General features: G+C 69.3%; 10 protein-coding genes and 1 pseudogene. 9 read left to right on the top strand and 2 right to left on the bottom strand.

Going from position 1 to position 14,980, the window contains the following annotated elements; translation table 11 throughout:
- Positions 1-34: 34 nt before the first annotated feature.
- On the bottom strand, positions 35-1,684 hold the full coding sequence (locus ACSYGN_RS14170; protein ID WP_460395481.1) for a hypothetical protein: 1,650 nt from the start codon (positions 1,682-1,684) through the stop codon (positions 35-37).
- A gap of 85 nt (positions 1,685-1,769) precedes the next feature.
- Between ACSYGN_RS14170 and ACSYGN_RS14165 the strand changes: the two genes are divergently transcribed.
- Both ACSYGN_RS14165 and ACSYGN_RS14160 read left to right on the top strand, forming a co-directional pair.
- A complete protein-coding gene (locus ACSYGN_RS14165; protein WP_460395478.1) occupies positions 1,770-3,056 on the top strand; it encodes a glycoside hydrolase family 18 protein in 1,287 nt (428 codons plus the stop codon).
- A gap of 39 nt (positions 3,057-3,095) precedes the next feature.
- Positions 3,096-3,212: pseudogene (locus ACSYGN_RS14160) on the top strand (transposase); the annotation flags it as partial.
- Between the two features lie 19 nt (positions 3,213-3,231).
- Here ACSYGN_RS14160 and ACSYGN_RS14155 read toward each other — a convergent pair.
- The gene (locus ACSYGN_RS14155; RefSeq protein ID WP_460395476.1) at positions 3,232-3,405 is read right to left on the bottom strand and encodes a hypothetical protein; all 174 of its coding nucleotides are present in this window, start codon (positions 3,403-3,405) and stop codon (positions 3,232-3,234) included.
- 357 nt (positions 3,406-3,762) lie between these two features.
- On the opposite strand from ACSYGN_RS14155, the gene ACSYGN_RS14150 reads away from it, so the two are divergent.
- The 7 genes from ACSYGN_RS14150 to ACSYGN_RS14120 all read left to right on the top strand — a co-directional run bounded on the left by ACSYGN_RS14150 (position 3,763) and on the right by ACSYGN_RS14120 (position 14,969).
- Positions 3,763-5,937: an ABC transporter family substrate-binding protein gene (locus ACSYGN_RS14150; RefSeq protein ID WP_460395474.1), complete on the top strand. Its 2,175-nt coding sequence runs from the start codon at positions 3,763-3,765 to the stop codon at positions 5,935-5,937.
- A gap of 524 nt (positions 5,938-6,461) precedes the next feature.
- On the top strand, positions 6,462-8,378 hold the full coding sequence (gene typA, locus ACSYGN_RS14145; protein WP_460395472.1) for a translational GTPase TypA: 1,917 nt from the start codon (positions 6,462-6,464) through the stop codon (positions 8,376-8,378).
- 638 nt (positions 8,379-9,016) lie between these two features.
- A complete protein-coding gene (locus ACSYGN_RS14140) occupies positions 9,017-10,666 on the top strand; it encodes a peptide ABC transporter substrate-binding protein (protein WP_460395471.1) in 1,650 nt (549 codons plus the stop codon).
- 179 nt (positions 10,667-10,845) lie between these two features.
- On the top strand, positions 10,846-11,772 hold the full coding sequence (locus ACSYGN_RS14135; RefSeq protein WP_460395469.1) for an ABC transporter permease: 927 nt from the start codon (positions 10,846-10,848) through the stop codon (positions 11,770-11,772).
- A 34-nt stretch (positions 11,773-11,806) separates the two neighbouring features.
- On the top strand, positions 11,807-12,730 hold the full coding sequence (locus tag ACSYGN_RS14130; RefSeq protein WP_460395467.1) for an ABC transporter permease: 924 nt from the start codon (positions 11,807-11,809) through the stop codon (positions 12,728-12,730).
- A gap of 51 nt (positions 12,731-12,781) precedes the next feature.
- Complete coding sequence (locus tag ACSYGN_RS14125) at positions 12,782-13,828, top strand: ABC transporter ATP-binding protein (protein ID WP_460395465.1); 1,047 nt, start codon at positions 12,782-12,784, stop codon at positions 13,826-13,828.
- Positions 13,821-14,969, top strand: a complete 1,149-nt coding sequence (locus ACSYGN_RS14120) for an ABC transporter ATP-binding protein (RefSeq protein ID WP_460395463.1) — start codon at positions 13,821-13,823, stop codon at positions 14,967-14,969. Before ACSYGN_RS14125 ends, ACSYGN_RS14120 begins: the two co-directional genes overlap by 8 nt.
- Positions 14,970-14,980 lie beyond the last annotated feature (11 nt).

Below are 14,980 nucleotides of genomic sequence, written 5' to 3'. Positions count from 1 at the left end.
CCGTCGTCGCTGGTGCAGTCGTCACCGTCCGTCGTCACTGCCCGTCGTCGCTGACGGGCAGCCGCCGTCTGCGCCGGGTGTCCGGGCCGCCGTAGCTCGGGGGCGGTCCGCCGTCGGGCTCCTCGCCGAGCAGCACCCCGCCGAGGACGGCCCCGCCGAGCCCGCCCGGGCCCTCCAGAGGGGCGCCGTACGCCCGTACGTCCCGCTCGGCGAGCTCCCGCGCCGCCAGGGCCAGCGCCAGCGCCTCGGCGGTGTCCGGCGCGCTCACGTCGTCCCCGCCGGCCAGCCGGGCGGCCTCCGCCAGCCGGGTGCGTGCCTCGCCGCCCACCGCGGCCAGATGCGTGGCGACGTAGTCCTCCGCACCGGCAAGCGCGCTGCGCGCGGTGAGCGCGGCGGCGGCGCCCAGCACGCCGTTGCCGGGCCGCCCCGTCATCAGGGGCGTGACCGCCCGTACGACGCTCCGCAGGGCGTCGAGAGGGTCGTACGGCCGTCCGCTCGCCAGTTCCTCCCGTACGGCGGCCAGGGCGGCGTCGGCGCGGGCCAGCCGGATCGCGTCGCCGGTCCCCGAGGCGGCGGTGCCGCGCAGCCCCGCCAGCTCCGCCTCCGCCCCGGTCAGCGACGCCGGCACCAGCGCCGCCGCCGCGCCCAGCTCACCGGCGAGCCGGACGACGGCGCCGGTGAGGATCTCGCCGTTAGCCACCGCCCCTTCGGCGGAGCGCAGTTGGCGGGCGGCGCGGGCGAGGTCGCCGGTATCGGCGGCCTGGTGGGCATGGTTGAGGTGCAGGGTGGCGAACACCAGGCGGTCCTTGGCCTGTTCGACGTACCCGGCGACGGAGGACGTCGCCGAGGCAGTCACGGAGGCGGGATGGCGGGCGGCGGCTGCGGTAAGTGCGGCGGGGGCGGCGGCGATCCGCGCGGCCAGTCCCCGGAACCGCGCCTCGGCGGCCCGGAGCGCCCGGCCGTCGGCCAGCCGGGGTGCGCGCAGCCGGTCGAAGTCCACGGCCACGGTGTCCAGCCGCCGCCCCGCCTCCGCGCAGCGGCCCACGATCCCGGTGAGCGCGTGCCGCCGTGACGGCTCGTCGGCGGGGATGCCGGTGTCGTAGCGCTGCCGTATCCGGAAGGCGGCGGCCAGCTCTGTCTCCGCGTCCCGGACGGCACGTGCGAACGGCTCGGCGTCCGCGGCGACTTCGGTGGCCACTTCGGTGGCGAACCCGAGCTCCTCCCTGCTGGTGCGCACACAGTCGTCCGCCTGGACGAGGGCGGTGAGAGCCTGCTCGTCGAGCACGGTGAGCGACGGCACGGGCGGCTCCGCGGACACCACACCGGGTGTGGCGGGCGTCGTACGGCTGTGGGCGCGCCGGGTGCGCCGTACGTACGCGAGAACCGAGAACAGAACGGCGGCGACCACGACGGCGAGGGGAAGCACGAGTGACGTGTCGGACGACTCGTCCCGCGCCGACGGCTGCGAGGCCGACGCGGTGGCGCTCCCGACGGTCACGCTTCCGGCGGGCCCGGCCGGGGTGCCGGGAACCGCGGCGGCGCCGTCGACCGTCGTCAAAGGCACCACCAGCCACATGAGCCCGACGGCGATGCCCAGCACGCCGTGTGCCACCCGCACGGATATGTGCGCGGCCGAGGCACGCCGCGACCGGCCCCGGGCACTCCGGGTCAGCGAAGACGTCACATTTCGGAGCGTATGGGCGACCGGACGTCACCGCGAGCGGTGCGCGTCCGGTATGGGGAGGACGTTGACGGAGGGACAACAGGGGATGAACCAGCCACAGAAAGAGACCCCGAACCTCACCGGGACGGAGGCGACGGAACGGAGGCAGGGAGAGACGGACACCACCGCGGGGCCCGAGGCGGGGCACGGCACCGACATCGCCCCTGCGGCCGTGGCCGGGGCCGGACCCGACAAGGACGCCGCGGCCGAGTTCGAGGTCGGCTCACAGACCGACTCCGCTCCCGAGCCCTGCCCCGCTCCGGGAGCCGACGCCGGCACCGCCCCCCAAGCCGCGGCCGCCGACCCCGCCCGCATCGCTCACCCCCGACGCCGCTGGCCCCGCCTGGTCCGCCGTGGCGCCCTCGCCTTGGCCCTCGTGCTGCTCCTCCCCCTCCTCGCCGCCGAACTCGCGCTCCGCCTGAACTACATGGGCGACCTCGCCGACGGCACCCGCACTCGGCACCGCGACGCGATCTGGCTGGGCCATGCCTGGGTGGACGGGCGCAAGACCGACGCCGATGTCACGGCTCTCGCCCGACGCCTCAAGGGCACCGGAATCAGCGACCTGTACGTCCACTCGGGCCCGCTGGAGCACGACGGCACGCTGCCCACGTCCGACTACCCGAGGGCACGCTGGTTCATCGCGGCAGTGCACCGTGAGCTGCCCGGTGTACGCGTCCAGGCCTGGCTCGGGGACAAGCTGGCCACGGAGTCGCCCGATGGCCTGCGGCTGACCCGTGCCACCACCCGTGCCGCAATCCTGGACTCCACCCGCGCGATCCTCGCCACCGGCTTCCAGGGCGCCCACTTCGACCTGGAGCCCCTGCACTCGGGCGACCACGACTATCTGGCCCTCCTGGACGGCTTGCGCCGTCTCACGCACGCCCGCGGCGCCGTGCTCTCGGTCGCCGCGCACCAGATCGACCCGCTGCCCGCGTTCCACTCCTTCTGGGGCACGACCACCGGACATCCGAAGTGGTGGTCGCAGGCGTATTTCGGCCAAGTGGCCCGCCGCGTCGACCAGATCGCCGTCATGTCCTACGACACCGCGCAGCCCCTGCAGAGCCTCTACGGCGGCTATGTCGCCGAGCAGACGTCCCTCGCCCTGGAGGTCACCCCGGCGTCCACCGACCTCCTCATGGGCCTGCCCTTTTACAGGGAGAACAACTTCGACCACTGGGCCCACGCAGAGACCGTCTCTGCCGCCGTACGAGGCGTCCGTCTGGGCCTGACCCGCACGGACGCCGACCGCGCACGCTTCGGCGTCGCCCTGTATGTCGACTTTGCGGCCAAGGAGGCCGACTGGCTGGCATATCGGGACGGTTGGGTATGAAGATGACGTCCATGCATACAGCCCGTACCCCCTGAGCCCCGCCGGTATCTGCGGGGCGGGCACTTCTGGTCCGGCTCCTGCTTCGCCGGAAGCTGCGGCCGGCCACCGCTGACCGCCGTACGCCAGTACATCCAGAACCAGCAGCACCCCGCGTGACGGCCACCGCACGCGGGGATCAAGGTGCGGATCCGTGCCCACGGCCGAGGCCGGAGCAGTGCAGATGGTCGGCGTCGGCCCGGACCCGGCGCATCTCGAGACCCGCGCCGAGGCGCTGCTCCAGGCGCCCCAAGGAACGGCACAGCTCGTCGAGGCGGCACTGGACCGACGGCAGATCGTCGTTCACGGACATGACGTGACCTCGCTTCCACGGCCCACGGCCCAGGCGGCAACGTTCATGCGCCTGCGAGTGCCGAGCGTCACCCCCTGCGGTGTGAAGGCACCCGCACTGCGGTGTGAAGGCACCCGCACGGATTGCCCGGAGCCTGCCGGTGCATGCCGGCACACGCTGCCGCACGCGCTCCGGTTGCGCCGCACGGGTGGGCTTCGCACCCCCGGCCGTCGTGTCGCCATCGGCTGGCGGAGCCGGTCACTTTCAGTGGGCGCGTACATCTGATCGGTTCGGCATATCGAGAGATCGACATACCGCACCACATCAGCACCGCACTTCCTCGGTAGGACGACAGCGGCTTTCCGGAGGTATCCAGAGATGTCCCACGACGGCGTCGGACTGCGCGCGGTCATGCGCTCGGTCGCCTTCCTCACCGCGGGAGTGCTCGCGGTGCCCGCCCTCTCCGGCTGTAGTTCGGACGAGCCGGAGGCCAAGCCGCTGGCCGGCCCCGACGTCCTGCCCGCCGCCCGCGCCCTGGTCGCCGACGGCGGCACGCTCCACTGGGCCGTGGACGCCGTACCCGAGACGCTGAACGCCTTCCAGGCGGACGCCGACGCCGGCACGAACCGCGTCGCCCAGGCCACTCTGCCGTCGATGTACCGGACGGACGCCGCCGGACGCCCCGTGCGCAACGCCGACTATCTGGAGTCCGCGAAGGTCGTCGACACCGCCCCCAAGCAGGTCGTCCTCTACCGGCTCGACCAGCGTGCCGTCTGGAGCGACGGCCGTGAGATCGGCGCCGCCGACTTCGCCGCGCAGTGGCGCGCCCTGTCCGGCAAGGACAGCGCGTACTGGACCGCGCGCAACGCCGGGTACGACCGCATCGAGAAGATCGAGCGCGGTGACAACGACCTGGAGGTCAAGGTCACCTTCAGCAGGCCCTACGCCGATTGGCGCTCGCTGTTCTCCCCGCTGTACCCCAAGGACGTCATGGGCACCCCGGACGCCTTCAACGACGGAGCGCGGCGCAAGCTCAAGGTGAGCGCGGGACCGTTCAAGGTGCAGAAGGTGGCCGTCAAGGACAAGGAGGTCGTCCTCGTCCGCAACCCGCGCTGGTGGGGGCACCCCGCGAAGCTCACCAAGCTGGTGCTGGACGCCGTACCGCGCGAGGACCGGGTCGACGCCCTCACCGACGGCACCGTCGACGTGGCCGACATCGACCCCGCCGACGCCCAGCGCATCACCGTGGCCGACCGCCCCCGCGGCACGGGCACGCCGCTCCAGGGCCCGGGGGAGCAGGGGGCGGCCAAGACCGCCACGACCGCGACGACCGCGCGTGCCCTTGTCGCCTTCGAGGTCCGCAGATCCCTCGAACCGGCCTACACCCAGCTCGCCCTCAACGGCTCCGGCGGCCCCCTCGCCGACGAACGCGTCCGCCGCGCCGTAGCCCGCACCCTCGACCGCACCGAACTGGCCCGGCTCGTCCTGAAGCCCCTAGGCCTGCCCGCGGTCCCCGTCGGCAGCCACCTCGCCCTCTCCGGCCAGCCCGCCTACACCGACAACAGCGGCGCCCTCGGCGACCAGGACACCGCGCAGGCGCAGGCCCTGCTGGCCGCGGCGGGGTGGGTGCCGGGGGGACCGGTGAAGGAGGCGGCAAAGCCGGACAAAGCGGCGGGCGGCAGCGGTGAGACGGCGGAGGGCTCCCCGAAGCCGAAGAAGAAGTCCTCCGACGAGGACGCGGGCGACGACGAGAAGGGCAAGGAGGGCAAGGAGAAGGGCACGCGTACGGGTGCGGACGAGGACGACAAACCGCGTGGTGAGAGGCACGACGAGGCGGGGGGCCGGCAGCAGGAGCGGGAGGACGGCGGGAGCGAACGGCATCTCGCCCAGGACGGCAAGCAGCACCTCGGGCCCCTCCAGCAGGGCGGAGCCCCCGGTGCCTACGCCCCCAAGGGCACCCCGGCCCCCGCAGGTGCCGCGGCCGGCCGTCTGGCCAAGGACGGCAAGGCGCTGACACTCCGCTTCGTGCTGCCTACGGGCCCCGGCTCGGAGAGTCTGCGGGCTGTCGCGGACCGGATCTCCTCGATGCTGCTCAAGGTGGGCATCCGGACGGACATCACCAAGGTGCCGGACGCGAGCTACTTCAAGGACCACATCGCGGCGGGTGACTACGACCTCGCCCTGTACTCGTGGCCCGCCACCGCCTACCCGGCCACCGACGCCCGCCCGATCTTCGCCAAGCCGGTTCCGGCGGCGGACGGCTCGCTGAACGTGGAGCAGAACTACACGCGAGTCGGCACGGACCAGGTGGATCAGCTCTTCGACCAGGCGGTTTCCACGCTGGACGAGGACGAGGAACGCTCGCTGGTCCGCAAGGCGGACTCCCGGATCTGGGCCACTGCCGCGTCGATCCCCCTCTACCAGCGCCCCCAGCTCACAGCCACCCGGAAGACCCTGCTCAACGTCGGCGCGTTCGGCTTCCAGACGCCGGTCTACGAGGACATGGGCTTCCTGAAGCCCGGAGCGACGGTCTCTCCGACCCCGGCAGCGTAGGGCTGCGCCGCTTTGCCGGAGTGTTGCCTCGGGGCTGCGCCCCCTGCCCCGGAGTGTTGCCTCGGGGCTGCGCCCCGGCCTCCCACCCGCCCGCCCCTCTCGGTTGGCTGCATAGCCCCCGCCCCCGGGGCTCCGCCCCGGACCCCGCAGTGTGACCCGGGGGCTCCGCCCCCGGGTTTCCCACCCGCCCGCCCGTCTCGGTTGGTTGTCTGGGTGCCCTTCCAGCTTGCCGAGTCGGGTGGTGGGTGGGCATAGGCCGGGGGTCCAGGGGGCGGAGCCCCCTGGGACGGGAGCGGACGAGGGCCCAGCCCGCGTACTACCCGGGGGTCCAGGGGGCAGCGCCCCCTCGGGGCCCGCACCGACCCGGGGTCACCAGACAAACCGCCCCCGCCCCGACCGGTCGAGCCCCAGCGGCAGCGGCCACGTACCATGGGGTAAGGCCGCGGCGTGTCCAGCCCGGCAGGGCCCGCGCACCAGAGACAGAAGCGCAGGGCCGTCCGCGAACTCCGGGAGAACGCCTCACCATGGCCGCGTCCAACACGCGTCACGACATCCGCAACGTCGCCATCGTCGCTCACGTCGACCACGGCAAGACCACCATCGTCGACGGCATGCTGAAGCAGGCCGGCGCCTTCGCCGCCCACCAGCTCGAGCAGGTCGATGACCGTGTCATGGACTCGAACGACCTGGAGCGTGAGAAGGGGATCACGATCCTCGCCAAGAACACGGCGGTGCACTACCACCCCAAGGACGGCGGGGAGCAGATCACCATCAACATCATCGACACCCCCGGCCACGCCGACTTCGGCGGCGAGGTCGAGCGCGGTCTGTCGATGGTGGACGGCGTGGTGCTGCTCGTCGACGCCTCCGAGGGCCCGCTGCCGCAGACCAGGTTCGTGCTGCGCAAGGCGCTCCAGGCCCGGCTGCCCGTCATCCTGTGCATCAACAAGACGGACCGCCCCGACGCCCGTATCGACGACGTCGTCAACGAGACGTACGACCTGTTCCTCGACCTCGACGCGGACGAGGAGCAGATCGAGTTCCCGATCGTCTACGCCTGCGGCCGTGACGGCATCGCCTCGCTGACCAAGCCGGAGAACGGCACGGTCCCGCAGGACTCCACCAGCCTGGAGCCGTTCTTCTCGACGATCCTGGAGCACATCCCGGCGCCGACCTACGACCCCGAGGCCCCGCTCCAGGCGCATGTCACCAACCTCGACGCGGACAACTTCCTCGGCCGTATCGCGCTGCTGCGCGTGGAGCACGGCGAGCTGCGCAAGGGCCAGACGGTGGCGTGGATCAAGCGCGACGGCTCGATCGCGAACGTCCGCATCAGCGAGCTGATGATGACGGAGGCGCTCACCCGCAAGCCGGCCGAGAAGGCGGGCCCGGGTGACATCTGCGCCGTGGCGGGCATTCCGGACATCATGATCGGTGAGACCCTGGCGGACACCGAGAACCCGATCCCTCTGCCGCTGATCACGGTGGACGAGCCGGCGATCTCGATGACCATCGGCACCAACACCTCCCCGCTGGTCGGCCGCGGCGGCACCGGCAAGGGCGCGGATGCGAAGGCGGCCGTCAAGGACCGCAAGGTCACCGCCCGCCAGGTGAAGGACCGTCTGGACCGCGAGCTGGTCGGCAATGTGTCGCTGCGCGTGCTGGACACCGAGCGCCCGGACACCTGGGAGGTGCAGGGCCGCGGTGAGCTGGCGCTGGCCATCCTGGTCGAGACGATGCGCCGCGAGGGCTACGAGCTCACGGTCGGCAAGCCCCAGGTCGTCACCAAGGAGATCGACGGCAAGGTCTACGAGCCGGTCGAGCGGATGACGGTCGACGTGCCCGAGGAGCACATGGGCGCGGTCACCCAGCTCATGGGTGTGCGCAAGGGCCGTATGGACAACATGTCGAACCACGGCTCCGGCTGGGTGCGCATGGAGTTCGTGGTGCCCTCCCGCGGTCTGATCGGCTTCCGTACCGAGTTCCTGACCCAGACCCGCGGCACGGGTATCGGCCACTCCATCCACGAGGGCTTCGAGCCCTGGTTCGGCCCGCTGCAGACCCGTAACAACGGCTCGCTGGTCGCCGACCGCTCCGGCGCCGTCACCGCGTTCGCGATGACGAACCTCCAGGAGCGCGGTGTGCTCTTCGTGGACCCGGGCACCGAGGTGTACGAGGGCATGATCGTCGGCGAGAACTCCCGCTCCGACGACATGGACGTCAACATCACCAAGGAGAAGAAGCTCACCAACATGCGGTCGTCGAACGCCGACGTGGCCGAGTCGATCGTCCCGCCGCGCAAGCTGTCGCTGGAGCAGTCCCTTGAGTTCTGCCGTGACGACGAGTGCGTGGAGGTCACCCCGGAGTCCGTCCGTATCCGCAAGGTGAACCTGGACGCCCGCGAGCGCGCCCGCGCCGCGAGCCGCGCCAAGCACGGCTGACCGAATCGAATCGGCCGAGGCCGGGTACCCGTTTCACGGGTGCCCGGCCTTTTGTGACGGGAGAAAGTCCCCGCACGGACAGGCGCATGCAGGGAAAACCCTTCATTTTCGCTCGACAACCGCATGGACGGCTTGATTCGCACTAGTCTGCGGCTGGAGCGTCCTGTGCCTGGCCTATGAGCCCCGGTATGAACGGTCTCCTGACGCGTCGACAGGTTGGCCGAAATGAGATGGCCGGACGCCGTGAGTGGCTGACGCCGACGGGCCGTTGGCGCCCATGCGCCGACGCCGCCTTCAGCGCAAGTGTTTTTCTACGTCAAGCGTCCGGAATTCGGACGGCTCAGACCGATAGGCGTGTAACAAGTCCGTTTCGCAGGGATCTTTCAGCAAACCGTTTGTCCGGATTTTGGAAGAAGTAGGCGCCAGGTGTGATCGAACCGAGACCTTTGTGATGTGGTTCGGGCTGGTGTCCATGCCAGATAGTTAGGCGCGTAGAGCTCGGATCGACGGGTCACGCGTCGCAGTTGGCGCCGACTCACGAGCGCGGGGGACACGTGACCATTTCAGGCACCGATGAAGGTGATGTGTCATGTGCTCCTCCCTGCGATGAACCATTGGACTCATGAGGAGGAACCGCAATGCGTGGTGCCAGAGGCGCCCAGTGGGTCGCGGGTGCGATAGTCATTGCCCTTGCTGCGACTGCGTGTGGAAGCAGTGACGACGACAGCGGCAGCGGCAATGGCAAGGGTTCAGCCGGTGGCACCTTCAGGATGGGCATCACCGAGCCGGTCGCCATCGACCCGTACAACGCTCAGGAGTCCGAAGGCACGCTCGTCACGGACAACCTCTTCACGGGGCTGTACGACCCCACCGCTGACGGTCAGGTGGTCCCGGCCCTGGCCACGTCCAAGAAGGTCAGCTCTGACGGCAAGACGTGGACCTTCACCATCAAGAAGGGCACCAAGTTCACGAACGGCGAGCCGGTCGACGCCGCGGCGTTCATCCGCGGCTGGAACCGAGTGGCGGTGAAGACGGCCGCGTCCGACGTCGCCTACCACATGGCCGGCATCGACGGCTTCGACGCTGCGCAGGCCGGCAAGGCCACGACCATGACCGGACTCAGTGCGCCGGACCCTTACACCCTCCAGGTGAAGCTCTCCGCACCGGACTTCGAGTTCTACATCAAGACCTCGCACACCGTGTTCAGCCCCGTCCCCAAGGCCGCGGGCGACGCCAAGAACAAGACGTACAACGAGTCGCCCATCGGCAACGGGCCCTTCAAGATGCAGGGCAAGTGGGAGCACAACAAGTCGATCACGCTGGTCCGTAACGACAGTTACGGCCTGACGAAGGCTCACCTGGACAAGGTGCAGATCGACATCCTCAACGCCAACAACGGTGTGACGCTCGAGTACCAGGGCTTCGAGTCGGGCCAGTACGACTGGGCCCGCATGCCCACCCCGCAGCTTCCGGCCGCCAAGGCCAAGTACGAGGCGCAGGGCGAGTGGATCAGTATGGACGCGAGCGGGATGAACTATCTTCTCCCGATCACCGACAACGGTCCCCTGAAGAACGCCAAGGCTCGCGAGGCGGTCTCCTACGCGATCGACCGCGACGCCATCATCAAGGGCGTCTTCCAGGGCATGATGACGAAGTCGACGACCATCCTGCCGCCGTCCTTCAAGGACGCGTACCAGAAGGACCTGTGCGCCTCCTGCATCAAGCAGGACAAGGCCAAGGCCAAGCAGCTCGCCAAGGAAGGCGGCCTGACGGCGGGAACCACCATCGAGCTCGCCTACAACACCGGGTCGGGCCACGAGGAGTGGATCCAGGCCGTCAAGCAGCAGCTCGAGGACGTTCTCGGCGTGAAGGTCAAGAGCACGGGCAAGCCCTTCGCCGAGCTGCTCGCCGACCAGCAGAAGCCGAACGCGACGGGCCTGTACCGCTTCGCCTGGGGCGCGGACTACCCGACGCCGGACAACTTCCTGTTCCCGCTGCTCGACACCGCGTCCATCAACAAGGACTCCTCGGGCAAGGTCACCGGTGACAACCGGGAGCGCTACAGCAACAAGAAGTTCGACGACCTGGTCGCCCAGGCTCGTGCCACCGCGGACCAGGCCGGTCGCAACGCGCTTTACAAGCAGGCCGAGAAGGTCGCGCTGGACGACATGGCCCTGATCCCGTTGTGGAACCGCACCCAGCTCCGCCTCGCCAACACCAAGAAGTTCACCGGCATGGCGATGGACTTCCACGAGAACCCGACCCTCCCTGAGATCAGCTTGAAGTAACGGGGCCACCGCCGCGGCGCGGAATCCGGCAACCGGGGGTCGTGGTGCCCGAGCAGTCGCTCGGGCACCACGACCCTCGACGACCGTCGGGAGCGGTGTGACCCACCCTCCCGCCCCCAGTCCCCACATCCGGGGCGAGGGAGCTGCTGAGGCAGCGGCAGTGAGGTAGAGAGGCAGTCATGGGAAGGTATGTGGTCCGCAGGGTGGGCCAGTTGATCATCGTCGTGCTCGGCGCGACGATGATTCTGTTCGCTTGCCTGTTCGTGCTCCCCGGCGACCCGGTGGGCCAGATCGCGGGCAGCGACAAGGCGCGCGATCCGGCCGTCATCGCGCAACTGCACAAGCAGTACGGGCTCGACAAGCCGCTGGTCGTCCAGTACGGCACCTACGTCGGCAAGCTCGTCACCGGAGACCTCGGCACGGACTACACGCAGGGCCGACCGGTCACCGAGATCCTGGCTCCAAAGCTGGCGAACACGGCAAAACTGGCGGTTGCGGCCACCGTGCTCGACATCATCATCGGCATTTCGGTCGGCGTGCTGGCCGCCATGCGCCGATATTCGATCTGGGACGTGTCGGCGACCTTCCTGACGACCCTGGCCATCGGCGTGCCGTCCATCGTGCTCGGCATGATGATGCAGCGCCTCTTCGTCATCGAGCTCGACTGGTTCCCGCTGATCGCGGGCGACGACATCAAGGGCATCGTGCTGCCGGCCGTCACCCTCGCCATCATCGACGCGGCCCTCGTCGCCCAGCTCGCACGCAGCACAATGCTGGAAGTGCTGCGTGCCGACTACGTCAAGACGGCCATCGCGAAGGGCCTGTCCCGGCGCACGGTGCTCCTCAGACACATCATGCGGAACTCGATCATCCCGGTGGTCACCTACCTCGGCATCTCGTTCGGCTCGCTGCTCGGCGGCGCGATCATCACGGAGACGATCTTCAACTGGAACGGCATCGGTCTTGCGCTGATCCAGGCGATTCAGCAGAACAACAACCCCATCATCGTAGGGGTGGTGACGATCGGAGTGGCGGTCTTCGTCCTGCTGAACCTGATCGTCGACCTGCTGTACGCCGCCCTCGACCCGCGTATCCGCCTTGCCTGACCCGCAGCGCCGTCCCCCTTCTAGGAGTCACACCATGACCGAACTCGTCTCGGGCACGGAAGAGCCGGCGACCGCCGGTCCGGCCGCGGCGCGCCCGGACGCGGAACCAGGCGTCGCCAGGGTCAGCCAGTGGTCGGACATCCGGCATCGCTTCTTCGCCAACAAGCTGGCTGTGCTGGGCCTCGCGATCATCGTGGTCCTCTTCCTCGTCGCGATCTTCGCGCCGCTCCTCGCGCCGCACGACCCGCTCAGGCAGGACTTGACCAACACCCTGCAGTCTCCGGGCAGCGGACACTGGCTGGGTACCGACGCCCTCGGCCGTGACCAGCTGTCCCGACTCGTCTACGGCAGCCGAATCGCCGTGATCGTGGGTCTTGCCTCGATCCTCGTCGCCCTCAGCATCGGCGTCCTGCTGGGCGCTCTGGCCGGCTACTACGGCCGCTGGGTCGACACGGTGATCATGCGCATAGCCGACATCTTCTTCGCCTTCCCGCTGCTCATCGGCGCCATTGTCATCATCCTTCTGATGGGCCGCGGCGTGCTGCCCGTCGTGCTCTCGCTGGGCATCTTCCAGTGGGCAATCTTCGCCCGTCTGCTGCGCAGCCAGATCCTGTCCGTGCGCGAGATGGACTTCGTACACGCGGCGAAGGCCCTCGGCGCGAGCCAGAGCCGGATCATCCGCAAGCACATCCTGCCCAACTCGCTGACAGCGGTGCTGGTGTACGGGACCAGCAATGTCGGTATCGCGATCGTCGCGGAGGCGTCGCTGTCGTACCTCGGCGTCGGCGTCGACCCGGAGGTCGCCGAGTGGGGCAACATGATCGCCGCGGGGCGCGGGTTCATGGGGGTCAAGGACTACATGTGGACGTATCCGAGCCTTGCGATCGTCATCACCGCGCTGGGCTTCATCCTGCTGGGCAACGGCCTGCGTGACGCACTCGACCCGAAGCTCCGGTGACGGGCAGCCATGAGCCGAACCCCCCTGAGCAAGCAAGACGAAGGTGATGGCATGACCAGCCTGGAGATGGCTCCCTCGAACGCCGGACCGGACGGGACCGCGCCGCTTCTCGAAGTCCGCGACCTGCACGTGGAGTTCAAGGTCCGCGACTCCGTGACCAAGGCGGTCAACGGCGTCAACTACAGCGTGAACTCGGGCGAGACCCTCGCCGTGCTGGGCGAGTCGGGCTCCGGCAAGTCCGTGACGGCGCAGGCCGTCATGGGCATCCTGGACAGCCCTCCCGGGAAGATCACCAAGGGTGAGGTCTTCTTCCAGGGCCAGGACATCCTGCGCCTGTCGGAGAGTGAACGGCGAAAACTGCGCGGCGCCAAGATGGCGATGATCTTCCAGGACGCGCTGTCCTCTCTCAACCCGGTGCTCTCCGTCGGCTTCCAGCTCGGCGAGATGTTCCGGTCCCACCAGGGCATGTCCCGCAAGCAGGCCAAGACCAAGGCCATCGAACTGATGGACAGGGTGCGCATTCCGGCCGCCAGACAGCGCGTCGGCGACTACCCGCACCAGTTCTCCGGCGGTATGCGCCAGCGCATCATGATCGCCATGGCGCTGGCCCTGGAGCCCGACCTGATCATCGCCGACGAGCCGACCACGGCCCTCGACGTGACGGTCCAGGCCCAGGTGATGGATCTGCTCGCGGAGCTGCAGCGCGAGTACAACATGGGCCTGATCCTCATCACCCACGACCTGGGTGTGGTCGCCGACGTGGCCGACAAGATCGCCGTGATGTACGCGGGCCGGATCGTCGAGGAGGCCCCGGTGCACGAGCTGTACAAGCGTCCCGCGCACCCCTACACGCAAGGCCTGCTCGACTCGATCCCGCGCCTGGACCAGAAGGGCCAAGAGCTCTACGCGATCAAGGGCCTGCCCCCCAACCTGCAGCAGATACCGGACGGCTGCGCCTTCAACCCACGCTGCGGCAGGGCACAGGACATCTGCCGTACCGAGGTGCCGGCGCTGGTCCCGGTCACCGAGGAAGACGGTACGGAACTGATCGGCCGCGGCTCCGCGTGCCACTTCTGGAAGGAGACGATCCATGGCTGAGCTCAGCAAGAACGACGAGCCGCAGGACGCCACGCCGAACGTCTCCGAGGTGGAGATCGCCGACGTGCACTCCGAGGAGGAGGCCGTCGCCGCCCTGGACGCAACGGTCGACCGAGGCGAGCCGATCTTGCAGGTGCGCAACCTGGTCAAGCACTTCCCGCTGACCCAGGGCATCGTCATCAAGCGTCAGATCGGCGCGGTGATGGCCGTCGACGGCATCTCCTTCGACCTCCACCAGGGCGAGACCCTGGGAATCGTGGGCGAGTCCGGCTGCGGCAAGTCGACGGTGGCCAAGCTCCTGATGAACCTGGAGCGGGCGACGGCCGGCGAGGTCTTCTACAAGGGCCAGGACATCACCAAGCTGTCCGGCCGGGCGCTCAAGGCGGTCCGCCGAAACATCCAGATGATCTTCCAGGACCCGTACACCTCGCTCAACCCCCGTATGACGGTGGGCGACATCATCGGCGAACCGTACGACATCCACCCCGAGGTGGCGCCCAAGGGCGACCGGCGCCGCAAGGTCCAGGAACTCCTGGACGTCGTGGGCCTCAACCCCGAGTACATCAACCGCTACCCGCACCAGTTCTCCGGCGGTCAGCGCCAGCGCATCGGCATCGCCCGCGGTCTGGCCCTCAACCCCGAGATCATCATCTGCGACGAGCCGGTCTCGGCGCTGGACGTCTCCGTCCAGGCCCAGGTCATCAACCTGATGGAGCGACTGCAGGACGAGTTCAACCTCTCCTACATCTTCATCGCCCACGACCTGTCGATCGTCCGGCACATCTCGGACCGGGTGGGCGTGATGTACCTCGGGAAGATGGCCGAGATCGGCACCGACGAGCAGATCTACGACCACCCGACGCACCCCTACACGCAGGCACTGCTGTCGGCGGTTCCGGTGCCGGACCCGGAGGACCGTGAGCACCGCGAGCGGATCATCCTGGTCGGCGATGTGCCGTCACCGGCCAACCCGCCGTCCGGCTGCCGGTTCCGCACCCGCTGCTGGAAGATGCAGGACAGGTGCGCGGAGGAGGTGCCGCTGCTCGCGATCCCCGAGCGCTTCAAGGACTCGGACTCTCCGGCGGCCCATGAGTCGGCGTGCCACTTCGCGGAGGAGAAGGACGTCGTCCACGCGGTGTGACGCCTCCCCGT

Source organism: Streptomyces sp. YIM S03343 (assembly GCF_054729195.1).
The sequence above is the reverse complement of the archived record's forward strand: the minus strand, read 5'-3'. Positions and strand labels throughout refer to the sequence as shown.